Source organism: Delftia sp. DT-2 (assembly GCF_028401915.1).
GTDB lineage: Bacteria > Pseudomonadota > Gammaproteobacteria > Burkholderiales > Burkholderiaceae_C > Comamonas > Comamonas tsuruhatensis.
This window is the reverse complement of the sequence record NZ_JAQOTI010000006.1, coordinates 37,925-51,935: the sequence shown is the minus strand read 5'-3', so window position 1 is coordinate 51,935 and position 14,011 is coordinate 37,925. Positions and strand designations below refer to the sequence as shown.

Annotated in this window: 15 protein-coding genes; 4 read left to right on the top strand and 11 right to left on the bottom strand. The window is 67.1% G+C overall.

The features are described 5' to 3' along the window. Window positions 1-182 precede the first annotated feature (182 nt). The 4 genes from lysS to PO605_RS11745 all read left to right on the top strand — a co-directional run bounded on the left by lysS (window position 183) and on the right by PO605_RS11745 (window position 4,820). Entirely contained in the window at window positions 183-1,742 is a 1,560-nt protein-coding gene (lysS, locus tag PO605_RS11760) for a lysine--tRNA ligase (protein WP_016447774.1), read from the top strand. A gap of 91 nt (window positions 1,743-1,833) precedes the next feature. Further along, window positions 1,834-2,850, top strand: a complete 1,017-nt coding sequence (locus PO605_RS11755) for a hypothetical protein (protein WP_047471155.1) — start codon at window positions 1,834-1,836, stop codon at window positions 2,848-2,850. A 119-nt stretch (window positions 2,851-2,969) separates the two neighbouring features. Further along, the gene (locus PO605_RS11750) at window positions 2,970-4,043 is read left to right on the top strand and encodes a GGDEF domain-containing response regulator (RefSeq protein ID WP_047471153.1); all 1,074 of its coding nucleotides are present in this window, start codon (window positions 2,970-2,972) and stop codon (window positions 4,041-4,043) included. 108 nt (window positions 4,044-4,151) lie between these two features. Continuing rightward, window positions 4,152-4,820, top strand: a complete 669-nt coding sequence (locus PO605_RS11745; RefSeq protein ID WP_174538860.1) for a mechanosensitive ion channel family protein — start codon at window positions 4,152-4,154, stop codon at window positions 4,818-4,820. Window positions 4,821-4,887: 67 nt separating this feature from the next. Here PO605_RS11745 and purT read toward each other — a convergent pair whose 3' ends face one another. The 11 genes from purT to PO605_RS11690 form a co-directional block, all read right to left on the bottom strand. Next, the gene (purT, locus tag PO605_RS11740) at window positions 4,888-6,105 is read right to left on the bottom strand and encodes a formate-dependent phosphoribosylglycinamide formyltransferase (RefSeq protein ID WP_016447778.1); all 1,218 of its coding nucleotides are present in this window, start codon (window positions 6,103-6,105) and stop codon (window positions 4,888-4,890) included. Between the two features lie 110 nt (window positions 6,106-6,215). Continuing rightward, a complete protein-coding gene (locus PO605_RS11735; RefSeq protein ID WP_047471151.1) occupies window positions 6,216-6,878 on the bottom strand; it encodes an HD domain-containing protein in 663 nt (220 codons plus the stop codon). 18 nt (window positions 6,879-6,896) lie between these two features. Further along, a complete protein-coding gene (locus tag PO605_RS11730) occupies window positions 6,897-7,556 on the bottom strand; it encodes a DUF1294 domain-containing protein (RefSeq protein WP_016451183.1) in 660 nt (219 codons plus the stop codon). Between the two features lie 7 nt (window positions 7,557-7,563). Then, complete coding sequence (locus PO605_RS11725) at window positions 7,564-8,661, bottom strand: 6-phosphofructokinase (protein WP_047471148.1); 1,098 nt, start codon at window positions 8,659-8,661, stop codon at window positions 7,564-7,566. 109 nt (window positions 8,662-8,770) lie between these two features. Beyond that, window positions 8,771-9,862 (bottom strand): beta-N-acetylhexosaminidase, encoded by a 1,092-nt coding sequence (gene nagZ, locus PO605_RS11720; protein WP_016447782.1) that lies wholly within the window; start codon window positions 9,860-9,862, stop codon window positions 8,771-8,773. A gap of 49 nt (window positions 9,863-9,911) precedes the next feature. Continuing rightward, a complete protein-coding gene (gene acpS, locus PO605_RS11715) occupies window positions 9,912-10,307 on the bottom strand; it encodes a holo-ACP synthase (protein WP_016447783.1) in 396 nt (131 codons plus the stop codon). 20 nt (window positions 10,308-10,327) lie between these two features. Next, the gene (locus PO605_RS11710) at window positions 10,328-11,101 is read right to left on the bottom strand and encodes a pyridoxine 5'-phosphate synthase (protein ID WP_047471146.1); all 774 of its coding nucleotides are present in this window, start codon (window positions 11,099-11,101) and stop codon (window positions 10,328-10,330) included. After that, the gene (gene recO, locus PO605_RS11705) at window positions 11,098-11,868 is read right to left on the bottom strand and encodes a DNA repair protein RecO (RefSeq protein WP_016451180.1); all 771 of its coding nucleotides are present in this window, start codon (window positions 11,866-11,868) and stop codon (window positions 11,098-11,100) included. The genes PO605_RS11710 and recO overlap by 4 nt, the downstream gene beginning before the upstream one ends. Before the next feature lie 27 nt (window positions 11,869-11,895). Next, window positions 11,896-12,930, bottom strand: a complete 1,035-nt coding sequence (gene era, locus PO605_RS11700; protein ID WP_016447786.1) for a GTPase Era — start codon at window positions 12,928-12,930, stop codon at window positions 11,896-11,898. Continuing rightward, window positions 12,927-13,610 carry a ribonuclease III gene (gene rnc, locus PO605_RS11695; RefSeq protein ID WP_012207060.1) on the bottom strand — a complete coding sequence of 228 codons (684 nt, stop codon included), beginning with the start codon at window positions 13,608-13,610 and terminating at the stop codon, window positions 12,927-12,929. The genes era and rnc overlap by 4 nt, the downstream gene beginning before the upstream one ends. Then, the gene (locus PO605_RS11690) at window positions 13,611-13,973 is read right to left on the bottom strand and encodes a DUF4845 domain-containing protein (protein WP_016447787.1); all 363 of its coding nucleotides are present in this window, start codon (window positions 13,971-13,973) and stop codon (window positions 13,611-13,613) included. It lies immediately after the preceding gene. Window positions 13,974-14,011 lie beyond the last annotated feature (38 nt).

Below are 14,011 nucleotides of genomic sequence, written 5' to 3'. Positions count from 1 at the left end.
CGAAAGCGCGGCAAAAAACTTAAAATCGCGGATTCAGCCCGCCAGCTGCGGGGCCTGCCGGTGGCATTTGCTGCTGCCGCTGCATTTTCCAGCCCTTCCCGCCTGGCTTTTTTTCGGCTTTCCCCGATTTCCCCTCCGGCTTTTTTCCGGCCCCTCGGCGTTTTGCGCTGGCGCTCATTGTCATGACCGAACACAACACACCATCTGCAGCGGACCAGACCGCTCCCCAGGACGAAAACCAACTCATCGCCGAGCGCCGCGAAAAACTCAAGGCCCTGCGCGAACAGGTGCGTGAACAGGGCGGCGTGGCCTTCCCCAACGACTTCAAGCCGGCCGACCGCGCCGAGGCGCTGCAGCAGGCCCATGCCGACAAGAGCGCCGAGCAGTTGGACGCCGAATCCGTGCAGGTCAGCCTGGGCGGCCGCATGATGCTCAAGCGCGTCATGGGCAAGGCCAGCTTTGCCACCATCCAGGACGGATCGCTGGGCCCCACGCACGGCCGCATCCAGCTGTACATCACGCGCGACACCGTGGGCGAGGAGGTCTATGCGGCCTTCAAGCGCTGGGACCTGGGCGACATCCTGGGCGCCGAGGGCACGCTGATGAAGACCAAGACCGGCGAGCTGTCGGTCAAGGTGCAGACGCTGCGCCTGCTCACCAAGAGCCTGCGCCCCATGCCCGACAAGTTCCACGGCATGGCCGACCTGGAGCAGAAGGTACGCCAGCGCTATGTGGACCTGATGATGGACGAGCAGGCCCGCCGCCGCTTCATCGCGCGCAGCAAGGCCGTCTCGGGCATCCGCGAATTCATGGTGGAGCACGGCTTCCTGGAAGTGGAGACGCCCATGCTGCATCCCATTCCCGGCGGCGCCAACGCCAAGCCCTTCGTCACCCACCACAACGCGCTGGACCAGGAGATGTACCTGCGCATCGCGCCCGAGCTGTACCTCAAGCGCCTGGTGGTCGGCGGCTTCGAGCGCGTGTTCGAAATCAACCGCAACTTCCGCAACGAAGGCATCTCGGTGCGCCACAACCCCGAGTTCACCATGATGGAGTTCTACGCGGCCTACTGGAACTACCGCGACCTGATGGACTACACCGAGGCACTGGTGCGCGACGCCGCGCAAAAGGCCGTGGGCACGCTGCAGCTGACCTACGGCGGCAAGCCCGTGGACCTGTCCCAGCCCTTCCAGCGCCTGACCATTCCCGAGGCCATCGTCAAGTTCACCGAAGCCGGTGACAAGGTGGCCGACCGCGAATGGCTGACCAATGCCCTGCGCAAGCTGGGCATGACGGAAGAAAAGGACCGCCTGTCCACCCGTACCCTGGCCAGCCTGCAGGTGCTGTACTTCGAGGAAGTGGTCGAGGAAAAGCTCTGGCAGCCCACCTTCATCATGGAGCACCCCACCGAGATCTCGCCGCTGGCACGCGCCAATGACGAGCGCCCCGAAGTCACCGAGCGCTTCGAGCTGTACATCACGGGCCGTGAATTCGGCAACGGCTTCTCCGAGCTCAACGACGCCGAGGACCAGGCCGCGCGCTTCAACGCCCAGGTCCAGGCCAAGGACGGCGGCGACGACGAAGCCATGTACTTCGACCACGACTTCGTGCGTGCCCTCGAGTACGGCATGCCCCCCACGGGCGGCTGCGGCATCGGCATCGACCGCCTGATGATGCTGCTGACCGACAGCGCCAGCATCCGCGACGTGATCCTGTTCCCCGCCCTGCGCCGCGAACAGTAAACCCCCGGCATCCAGCGCCTGCGCGCATGGCCAACTGAAGCCGCCTGCGTTCCCTTGGGAGCCAGGCGGCTTTTCCCTATACTGGCTCGCCATGCAAATCCCCACCTACTGGGCGCAGGCGCGCCTGCGGCATGAAAGCCGCCCCACCCACGGCATCACCGTCCAGCGCTGGGGATGGTCCGATACCAGCCAGGAGGCTGCCCAGGCCCACGCCCAGGAGCGTGCCGCCAAGGCCCTGCAAGACGCCCGCAATGCGGCGCTGCCCCCAGGCGAGCCGCGCATGGAATGGAAGAACGAGTACGCGCTCGACGGCGTCACCACCCCCATACGCGAAGAAGTCCTGCAGCGCCGCGACGGCACGGTGATGACGCGCAACAGCTACGGCGCCCACTGCCTGAACACCGAGCGCGTGGCCATCGCCGATATCGACCTGCCCGAGCCGCCGAGCGCTGTGCGCTTTCCCGTCGTGACCCTGCTTTTGCTGGCTTCGGCCGCCACCTGGCTGGCCCGGCTGGCACCGCACAAGAACAATTCGAGGATGGTGGCCACAGCGCTGGTCGTGCTGCTGCTGTTCCTGGCCATGCGGCGCGTGCAGCGCTGGTGGGAGGCGCGGCAGGCGCGCCGGCGCGCGGCCACGGACTCGCCGTCCGCACGCGCCATGGAGCGCGTGCAGGCCTTCCACCAAAGCCATGCCGACTGGGGGCTGCGCGTCTATGAAACGCCCAAGGGCCTGCGTGTCATCGTCACGCATATCGATTTCGCACCCGACGACCCTGCCGTCACGCAGCTGTTCGACGCCTTGCAGGTGGACCCTCTCTATGCCCTGCTGTGCGAGCGCCAGCAGTGCTTTCGCGCCCGCGTATCGGGCAAGCCCTGGCGCATGGGCCTGACCGGACTGTCCACCTCGCTGCGCCGCTGGCCCCAGCCCGAGCAGACGCGGCAAGAGCGCCGCCAGTGGGCGCTTGCCTATGACGAAAAAGCCCAGGGCTTTGCAGCTTGCAGGCTGCTGCAGCAACTTGGCAACCCACGCCTGTGTGCGGCCGCCGACGCCTTCGTGCAATGGCACGACGAAGCCAGCCGGGCCCGCACGGACCTGCCCCTGGCCTGAAGAAAGCCGGGCATCCACAATCGCACACGAATACAACGACCGACTTACACTGGCGCCACCCCCATGCCGCGTACTGCGCAGCCCCCTGACCCATTTCTGGTCTCACAACCCTGAAGGCCATGCCCGCTGCCCCACCACCTTCGCCCACCGACAGCACCGACTCTCCCGCCATCGAGCCCACCGGAGCGCGCTTCGCCAAGCCGACGGACGAGGCATCGCCGTTTTGCGTGCTGGTCGTGGAAGACCAGGCCTCGGTGCGCACCAGCCTGGTCAGCGAGCTGCTGCACGCGGGCGTGACCCGCGTGCTGGAGGCTGCCGATGGCCCCAGCGCCCTGGTCCTGTTCCGCGAGCAGCGCCCCGACCTGGTGCTGCTGGACATCCGCCTGCCCGGCGAGGATGGCTACTGGGTCGCCCGCCAGCTGCGCGAGGCAGAGCCCGGCGAGTGGACGCCCGTCATCTTCCTGTCCGGCCTGGACAATGACCTGGATGTGTGGCGCGGCATCGAGGCCGGAGGCGACGACTACCTGGTCAAGCCCGTCAAGCCCATCGTGCTCGTGGCCAAGCTGCGCGCCATGCGCCGCCTGCTGGACATGCGCAGGCGCCTGGTATCGCTGTCGGCCGAGCTGCATGAGGCCAACCAGAAGCTCAACGAAATGGTCGAGCTCGACCAGCTCACGGGCCTGGTCAACCGCCGAGGCTTCGACCGCATCCTGCATGCCGAGATCGCCTCGGCCCGCCGCGAAGGCCAGCCGCTGACGCTGATGCTCTGCGACCTGGACCATTTCAAGCGCTACAACGACACCTATGGCCACGTGCATGGCGATGAATGCCTGAAACAGATCGGACGCCTGCTGCGCGAGGTCTGCGTACGCCCCCGTGACGTGGCGGCGCGCTATGGCGGCGAGGAATTCGCGCTCATCCTGCCGCGCACGCCACGCTCGGGCGCCATGACGTTTGCGCGCGCCGTGGGCCAGATGCTGCGCGTGCTGCGCATACGCCACCCCGACTCACCCCATGAATCGGGTCTCACGCTGTCGGGCGGCATCACCACCTGCGTCCCCGACGAATACACCAGCGCCGAAGCCATGCTCATGCGCGCCGACCAGGCACTGTACGCGGCCAAGGCGCAGGGGCGCGACCGCTTCTTCAGCTTCGAGATGCAGATGGACACGGTGGAGCAGCGCCGCACCTGACTGCCGGGCCTTGCGCCTGCGCTTACGATCGCAGCTCAATGCCGGGCGCGCGCGAGCTGCGCATCCGGGTCCCGAAAGCGGATTCCTGTTTCCTGAATGTTTGAAGTTATGCGTCGTTTTCAAGCGCACCTGCCCGCCTGGATGCAGGATTGGCTGGAGTTCATCATCCCCGGTGCCCAGATCCTGCTGATCATCGGTGCGGCCTGGCTGCTCAATCGCCTGGTTCGCCGGCTGATCGCACGCGCGGGCAGGCACTACGGCCTACCGCCGGAGCTGCTGGTGCCGCTGCGCGGCGTGTTCCGCTGGATTCTGATTGCCGCCACCGTGCCGCTGGTACTGGAGCGCCTGGGCGTCTCGGCCACCGTGCTGTGGACGGCCTTCACCGGCTTTGCCACCGTGGGCGCCGTGGCCTTCTTTGCGGCCTGGAGCGTGCTGTCCAACCTGTTCTGCGCCCTGCTCATCGTCATCGTCGGGCCCTTTCGCCTGGGCGACTACATCGAGGTGCTGGACACGGCCGAAAAGCCCGGTGCCAAGGGCCGCGTGATCGACATCAACATGCTCTACACCACCTTGCAGGACGCCCATGCGCCCGATGGCTCACCCAATCTGCTGCAGATCCCCAACTCGCTGATCTTCCAGCGCGTGGTCCGGCGCTGGAAGGGGGGCCTGGGCGCGGATGGCGAGCATGCCAGCCATGGCGAGGAGGAGCGCGCCATCCGGCTGACCACGCCGCATGATGCCCAGCCCTCGCAGCCTCCCATGCACACGACCAACTAAGGCCGGCACCCCATGAAAAAAGCCGCCGCCCGGCAAAGGGACGGCGGCTTTGTCATTGGGCAGCGCCTCAGGGCTTGCGCGGCCGGACCTTGCTGGCGGCCAGCTTGGCGTTGGTTCGCGCCTGCTCCACATCCTGGGCGCGCGCCAGGGCCACGCCCATGCGGCGCTTGACGAAGCTCTCTGGCTTGCCGAACAGGCGCAGGTCCGTGCCCGGCACGGCCAGGGCCTCGTCCACGCCGTCGAACACCAGGCCTTCGGCATCCTGCCCGCCATAGATCACGGCGCTGGCGCCGGGATTGCGCAGCGAGGCATCCACGGGCAGGCCCAGAATGGCGCGCGCATGCAACTCGAACTCGCTTTGCCACTGCGTGGCCAGCGTGACCAGCCCCGTGTCGTGCGGGCGCGGAGAGACTTCGCTGAACCAGACCTGCTCGCCCTTGACGAACAGCTCCACGCCAAACAGGCCCAGGCCGCCCAGGTCATCGGTCACCGCCTTGGCGATGTCGCGCGACTTCTGCAGCGCCGCCGGGTGCATGGGATGGGGCTGCCAGCTTTCCACATAGTCGCCGGACTGCTGGATGTGGCCGATGGGATCGCAGAAATGCGTCTGCACCTGGCCGTCCGCACCCTTGGCGCGCACCGTGAGCTGGGTGATTTCGTAGTCGAAGTCGATGAAGCCTTCGACGATCACACGGCCATGGCTCACGCGGCCGCCGGCCATGGCGTAGTCCCAGGCCTTGGCCACGTCGTCCGGGCCGTCCAGCTTGCTCTGGCCCTTGCCCGAGCTGCTCATCACGGGCTTGACCACGCAGGGGAAACCGATGGCGGGCTGGCCATCCGTGCCGTCGATGGCAGCCTGCAGTTCCTGCTGCGAATCACAGAAGCGGTAAGGGCTGGTGGCCAGGCCCAGCGTCTCGGCGGCCAGACGGCGAATGCCTTCGCGGTCCATGGTCAGGCGCGCGGCGCGGGCCGTGGGGATCACGGTGACCACGCCTGCCGCTTCCAGCTCTTCGAGCATGGGCGTGGCAATGGCCTCGATCTCGGGCACGACCAGGTGGGGTTTCTCGGCCTCGATCAAGGCCTTGAGCTGGGCCGGATCGCTCATGGTGATGGTGCGTGCGTGGTGGGCCACCTGCTGACCGGGCGCGTTCTCGTAGCGGTCCACGGCAATGGTTTCCACGCCCAGGCGCTGCAGCGCGATCAGCACTTCCTTGCCGAGTTCGCCGCTGCCCAGCAGCATGACTTTGGTGGCATGGGGGGAGTAAGGGGTTCCAAGGGTGGTCATCTGCGCGTCCGGTGAGCCAGGCAGAGCCTGGGCAAGATAAGAAAGAGAGGGAGGCAGGCCTGCACGGCCCGCAGCAGCCCCCGATCATAGGATGCCGACACAGGCGCCGCCTACAAACCCAGCGCCTGCGCGAGGTTGCACCGCGCCCGCGCCTCCAGCCGTTGCCCGAACCAGTCGGTGCAGTAGATGGCCTCGCGCTGCATGAAGCCCTGCAGCACCTCGCGGCGCTTGGCGCGGTACAGCGGCAAGGGCACCCATTCGTACTCGGCCCGCACCTGCAACTCGTACTCGGCAAACCGCAGAGGGTCGGCCGCGAGAATGCCCAGGTCGGCATCCACCAGCAGTTGGGCGTCGATCCCGGACGGCTGTGCCGCGTGGCAGGTCGCCATGATCAGGCCGTGCACGCGCCCGGCCACATCGGCAGGCAGACCCTGTTCACGCAGCACGGCGGCGGCCCAGTCGGCGCTGCGCGCCTCGTTGTCCTTGGCTTGCGTTTGGTAGACAGCGTCATGGAACCACAGCGCCAGTGCCACCTCGCCGGGGTGCTCGGCCAGAGACAGCGCCGGCTGCAACAAGGCCAGGGCCTCGCCCAAGTGCTGCAGCGTGTGGTAGTGGCGCTGGGGCTCGCTGTAGCTTTGCAGCAGCTCGGCCAGCACAGGCTGCGGTGCGCTGGCACCCAGTGCGGACCAGGCGCTATCCCAAGACGCCTGCCAGGTCTGCAGCGATGCATCGTTTGCGCTGGGCATTTCGGCCCCTGGTCCAGCCTGGGTCATCGCCTGCTCCTTGGGTCTTCAGAAGATGCCGGGTGCCAGAGCCCGCAACGGCGCACCCGCCGGTGACAGCAGCCAGGCCAGCAGGCCGCAGTTGATCCCCACGGTGATCCAGAATACCAACTGGAACGAGGCCTTGCTGGACTTGTGCCGCAGCAGCCCTTGCGCGAGCAGCGCGCCAGGCCAGCCGCCCAGCAGCGCCAGCAGGTGCAGGCGGCCTTCGCTGGTACGCCAGCGGTCGTGCACGGCGGCGGACTTGTCGAATCCGTAGACCATGAAGGTCACCAGGCTTGCCGCCGCATACAGGCCGACAAGTGCCCAGGGCATGCGGCCAATCCAGGCAACGGCCATCAGCACGCAGAAGAAGGCAGCGGCCAGCCCCACTGCCACCTGGCCTCGCACAGTTGACTGAGGCCGCGAGGACATGCCGGCACGGCGTCGCCGCGCAGGCTGCGGATGGCCGCTCCTGGACTCGCCAATGAAGGCGACATCCTGGGCGCGCCATTTCCCCTGGGCATTGCGGCCGGGTACGTAGCTGACGCGCTCGCCCCCCTCGGGCCTGCGGCGGCGATCGGTGAAGGACTTGATGTGGACAAAGACCGGCGCCCCGCCGCCATCGGGCTCGATGAAGCCGAAGCCCTGCTCGTCCTTCCAGCCGGTGATGCGCCCCTGTTGCCGCATGGCGGGCTCAGTGGCGGCCAGCGGCGGCCGGCGACGCAGCAGGCTTGCGGGGCTCGCCCAGGCAAATGCCTATGTCGCGCGCCATGGTGAGCAGGCCGTGGTCCAGCGGCACGGTGCGCTGGGTGTTGGCCACGCGGGAGATTTCCACGCTGCCGATTTCGCCACCCTGCAGCGTGACCATGCGGCCGAAGCGCCCCGACAGCACCAGCTGCGCCGCATGGTGGCCGTACTGGGTGGCCAGCACGCGGTCAAAGGGAGTGGGGTCGCCGCCGCGTTGCACATGGCCCAGCACCGTGGTGCGCACCTCGCTCCTGAGATGGGGCTGCAGGCGCTCGCGCAGCACATGGCCGACGCCGCCCAGGCGTACGGGGTCCGGGCTTTGCTCTATGCGCTCACGCACCGTGAGGCTGGCACCGCTTTCCTTGGCGCCCTCGCCGATGCAGATGATGGTGTAGCGCTGGCGCTGCTCGCGCATGCGGCAGAAATCCACGATGGCCTGCAGGTCGTAGTCGATCTCGGGCAGCAGGATGACGTCGGCCGCACCGGCAATGCCGGCCTCCAGCGCCAGCCATCCGGCATGGCGCCCCATGGTCTCGACGATCATCACGCGGTGGTGGCTGTTGGCTGTGCTCTCGATGCGGCGCAGCGCCTCGGTGGCCGTGGCCACGGCGGTGTCGAAGCCAAAGCTGCGCTCGCAATTGGCAATGTCGTTGTCGATGGTCTTGGGCACGCCCACGCAGGTCAGGCCCACCTGTTCGGCCAGGCCATGCGCCAGGCTCATGGTGCCGTCGCCGCCGATGGCCACCACCACGTCCAGGCCCAGTGCCCGGACATTGCGGCCCACATGCTCCAGCGTGGCCGCATCGCGCAGGGGGTTGGCGCTGTTGCTGGTGCCCAGGATGGTGCCGCCCACATGCAGGATGCCCGAGACCTCGTCCCAGCCCAGGGGCTTGACGCCGGGCGGGTCGAGCATCAGGCCCTCGAAGCCGTCGGCAATGCCCAGCACCTCGCACTGGCCGTGGTTGATCAGGGACTTGGTGACCGCACGGATCACCGCATTCAGGCCGGGGCAGTCGCCACCTCCGGTCAGCACGCCAACGCGCATGGGAAAACTCTCCTGTGAAAACACTTGGCGTGCGCGTCCTCCATGGCCCGCACAGCCTTTGCAAAGCCCGCCAGGCCTCAGCCGGCCAGCCGCTGCGCTCGTCAATCCATCAAGGCAGCAGGTCCAGCGCCTGGAGGTAGGCCGGCTGGCGCATGAGGTCGTCCCAGGGCTGGGGCACGGTCTCCGGCAGCAGGGCCAGGCGGCGCGATTCGCTGTCGGCATCGGGCTGCCAGCGGCCACTGCGCTGCGCGGCCTCCATGCCGGCCAGCAGCTCGTCCACATGCTCGCCCAGGCCCAGGCTCTGGTTGCACAGCAGCACCATGTCGCAGCCGGCCTCCAGCGCGGCCAGGGCTGCGTCGGTGTAGCCGATGAGTTGCCCGTCGATGCGGCGCGCGCCCTCCATGCTCAGGTCATCGCTGAAGATGGCGCCGTCGTAGCGCAGGCGGCTGCGCAGGATGTCCTTGAGCCACTTGGCGGAAAAACCGGCCGGGCGCCTGTCGACCTTGGGGTAGATCACATGGGCCGGCATCACGGCCGTGAGCACGCTGGACAGCCAGGGATAGGGCGCGGCGTCCTCGCCCAGGATGGCGGTGAGGCTGCGGCCATCGACCGGAATGTCCACATGCGAGTCGGCCTTGACGAAGCCGTGGCCGGGAAAGTGTTTGCCGCAGTTGCCCATGCCGGCCTGCAGCAGGCCGTGCATGAGGCTGCGGGCCAGCGCCGCCACCACGCGCGGGTCGCGGTGGAAGCTGCGGTCGCCGATGACGCTGCTGGCACCGTAGTCAAGGTCCAGCACCGGGGTGAAGCTGAAATCCACGCCGCAGGCGCGCAGTTCGGTGCCCAGCACGTAGCCGGCCGCCGTGGCGGCGTTCATGGCAGCCAGGGCGCCGCTGCCTTCGCGCTGCTTGCTGCCCTTGCCGTCGTCCATCCACATCTGGCCGAAGGCGCGCATGGGCGGCAGATGCGTGAATCCGTCGGCACGAAAACGCTGCACGCGCCCGCCCTCGTGGTCCACGCAGATCAGCAGGTCGGCTTTGACGCCCTTGATATCGGCGCACAGCTGCACCAGTTGCTCGCGGCTTTCCCAGTTGCGGGCGAAGAGGATGATGCCGCCGACCAGCGGATGCGCAAGACGCCGGCGGTCCGCGTCGGTGAGCGCCTTGCCGGCGATGTCGATGATCAGGGGTGCGTGCTCGGTCATGCTATGAATCCTGTGGAGTCAAAAAAGCCAGCGCTGCGCCGGCCGGGTGTCAGGCGCGGCGCTCGACCACGCAGAAGCTGGCCGCGTAGTCGCTCTCGTCGGTCACGGACAGGTGCACCTGCAGGTTGCGCGCCTCGAACCATTCCTTGAGCGCGCCGTGCAGCACGATGGCTGGCTGGCCACTGGGCAGCTTGACGACCTCGCAGCTACGCCAGGTCATGGGCATGACCATGCCCATGCCTATGGCCTTGGAAAAGGCCTCCTTGGCGGAAAAGCGCGTGGCGACGAAGCGGATGCCGCGCTCGGGCCAGCGCGCGCGGCGGGCTCGCCAGGTGGACAGTTCGCCTTCGGCCAGCACCTTCTCGGCGAAACGGTCGCCATGGCGCTCCAGGCTGGCGCGGATGCGGCGCACGTCGCAGATGTCGGTACCGATGCCGTAGATCATGGATTCGCTCCGCGAAAGCTTCAGGCGCGCGCCGCCATGCCCTGGTCTATGCACTGCTGGTAGGCGCGCACGGTTTGGGCGTAGCCCAGCTCCAGCGCGTCGGCGATCAGCGCATGGCCGATGGAGACTTCGAGCAGGCCCGGCACGCGCGCCACGAAGGCGGCCAGGTTGTCGCGGCTGAGGTCATGGCCGGCATTGATGCCCAGCCCGGCGTCCAGCGCAGCCTGGGCCGCCGCCGCGTAGGCCTGCAGTTGAACTTCCTGGTCTGCCGTGCCCCAGGCGGCCGCATAGGGCTCGGTGTACAGCTCGACCCGGTCGGCGCCCACGGCCCGCGCAGCGGCCATCTGTGCGGGAACCGGGTCCATGAACAGGCTGACGCGCACGCCGAGTTGGCGGCATTCGGCGATCAGCGGCTTCAGGCGCTCGGCATCCTGCGGGAAGTTCCAGCCATGGTCGCTGGTGAACTGGTCCTCGCTGTCGGGCACGAAGGTGGCCTGGTGCGGGCGCGTGGCCCGGATGAAGTCCATCAGGTTCTGCGTCGGGTTGCCCTCGATGTTGAACTCCGCCTGCGGCCAATGCTTCATCAGCGCATGCAGTTCATAGACATCTTCGCTGCGGATATGGCGCTGGTCGGGACGCGGATGGATGGTGATGCCCTGGGCACCGGCCTCCAGGCAGATGCGCGCGGCGCGCGTCACGCTGGGAATGCCCAGATGGCGCGTGTTGCGCAGCAGCGCAACCTTGTTGACATTGACCGACAGCGCCGTGCGCTGCGAAGCGTGGGAAAGATTCATAGCGATTGCAGATCCATCATCAGCTGGCGGGTGCGCAGCATGGGACTGCCGCAATGGTATTGCAGCAAGGCCCTCAGTTGGGGCTTGAGGGCCAGCGCCGCCTCGGGCTGGGCCACCACATGCAGTGTGGCGTTGAAGGCCTGCCGTGCCTGCAGCGCGCTCTCAATGGCCTGCCATTGCGCAGCGCCCAGCACGGCGCGCTCGCCCTGCAGCGCCGGGCGCAGGCCGCCTTCGGCCACCAGCGCATAGCGACGCCCCTCGGCCAGCGGCGCCAGCGTGGCGCTTTCCTCATTCAAGGCAGGCAGATGGCCCAGTTCGCGCAGCAGCAGCAGCTCGAAGGTGCGCAGCACGGGCTCGATGGCATCGCCATGCTGGCCTGCCAGCACGCGCACCACACCGGCATAGATGTCGAACAGCGCCGCGTAGGGATCGTCGCGCGCCAGCAGGCGCATCAGCAGCTCGTTGAGGTACAGGCCCGACAGCAGGGCGTCACCCTGGGGCATGACATGCCCGCCCACCCACTCTGCGCCCTTGAGGGTATGGATCTCGCCATTGCCCTCGCCGCCCAGGCTGTAGCTCAGGCTCAGCGGCTGCAGCGGCAGCAGCACGGGGCGAAAGTTCGAGGTCGGCCGCTTGACGCCCTTGGCCGCCAGCGCCACGCGGCCCCGGTGACGCGTGAAGACCTCAAGGATCAGGCTGGACTCGCTCCAGTCGTAGCTGTGCAGGACGAAGGCCGGCTCGTCCGAGACACGCTTGGCGCTAGCCATGGACCCAGGGCCTTGCGGTAAGGGTGCTCACTCGTAGCCGAACGAACGCACGCGGGCTTCGTCGTCGGCCCAGCCGGAGCGGACCTTGACCCAGACTTCGAGGAAGACCTTGGCATCCATGAGCTTTTCCAGCTCCTGGCGCGCCTCGGTGCTGATGCGCTTGAGGCGCTCGCCCTTCTCTCCGATGATCATGGCCTTGTGGCCGTCGCGCTCGACCACGATGGTGGCCGCCACGCGGATGAAACGCTTGTGCTGCTTGCTGGCCTCTTCCTCGAACTTGTCGATGACCACCGTGGAGGTGTAGGGCAGCTCGTCGCCCGTGAATCGGAACAGCTTCTCGCGCACGGTCTCCGAGGCGAGGAACTTCTCGCTGCGGTCGGTCAGCTCGTCGGCGGCGTACATCCAGTCCTGCTCGGGCAGGTACTTCTCGCAGATACCGAACAGGCGCTCGATGTCTCCCTTGTTCTTGGCCGACATGGGCACGAACTCGGCGAACGGATGGCGCTCCTGCATGCCCTTGAGCCAGGGGGCGATCTCGGCACGGCGGCCCACGGTGTCCAGCTTGTTGGCAATCAGCAGCGTGGGGATGCCAGGCTTGAACAGCGACAGCACCTTGGCATCGGCCAGCGTGAACTGGCCGGCTTCCACGACGAACAGGATCAGGTCCACGTCGCCGATGGCGCCCATCACGGTCTTGTTGAGCGACTTGTTCAGTGCCGTGCTGTGCTTGGTCTGGAAACCCGGCGTATCGACAAAGATGAACTGCGTCGCAGCGCGCGTGCGAATGCCCGTGATGCGGTGGCGCGTGGTCTGCGCCTTGCGCGAGGTGATGCTGATCTTCTGGCCCACCAGCGCATTCATCAGCGTGGACTTGCCCACATTGGGCTTGCCGACGATGGCGATCAGGCCGCAGCGCTGCGGGCCGGTCGGCACCTCGGGTGCCGGGGTGTCATCAGCAGCGGATGCCGTGCGAGCTGCGCCAGCGCCGGGCTTGGCCGCAGCCAGCAGGGCGTCGAGTTCGGCGGCGGTCTGTGCCGGCGCCGGGGGTTTGTCTTGGTTCATGCGTGTCTTGCTTTCAATAGTTCCAGCATGGCTGTGGCAGCCGTCTGCTCGGCGGCCCTGCGCGAGGCACCCGTTCCCCGGGCCTGCAGTTGCAACTCGGCAATCGCGCAGGCCACCTCGAAGGTCTGGCGATGGGCGGCGCCCGTGGTGGCAACCACTTCGTACTGCGGCAGCTTCATGCGCCGCCCCTGCAGCCATTCCTGCAGGGCCGTCTTCGCATCCTTTTCGGCTGCGCGCATGTGGGGGTTGATGTCCACGCCCTCGAAGAGATGGTGTACCACCTTCTCGCCCGCAGCGTAGCCGGCGTCCAGATACACTGCGCCGATCAGGGCCTCGACCGCATCGGCCAGGATGGAGGGGCGTTGCTTGCCGCCCGACTTGGATTCGCCTTCGCCCAGGCGCAGCAGATCGGGCAACTGCAGCCTCAGCGCGATCTGGTGCAGCGTGCCTTCCTTGACCAGGTTGGCGCGCACGCGGGACAGATCGCCCTCGGGCATGGAACTGAGCCGCTGGTAGAGCAGGCTGGAAATGGCAAGATTCAGCACCGAGTCACCGAGGAATTCCAGGCGCTCGTTGTTGTCTGCCGAGAAACTGCGGTGCGTGACGGCACGCTGCAGCAATGCAGGCTCGGCAAATTGATGCTGCAGCCTCAGCTGCAGCGCATTCAGTAAGGGAGGCACCTATTGGGTCTGCTTCTTAAAACGGTAAGTCAGGTAGGCGGGGCCCACGAGATGGATCTCGCGCGAATATTCGAACCCCACCACCACACGGTCATTGATTTTGGTCACTTCGAGGTCCTCCCCCGTAATCGATTTGATGTCGTCGATCTGGGCTGAGCGATTGAAGCCGGCTTTAACGTCAGCCACGGAATTGCCTTCGCGGGCCGCCTTGTTGGCGGCCTTGACGATGGCCTGGTACTCCAGGAAGACCGGCACGGATTGTGCGCCCACGGCCACCACACCCACGCCCAGGGCAATCACAAACACCAGTCCCAGAAAGGACAGACCGCGCTGGCGCGAACGCCGGTTGTTCGATGTCAACATGCTTTTTCCTCCTCCGATGTGAATCCCTCGCGCATGCC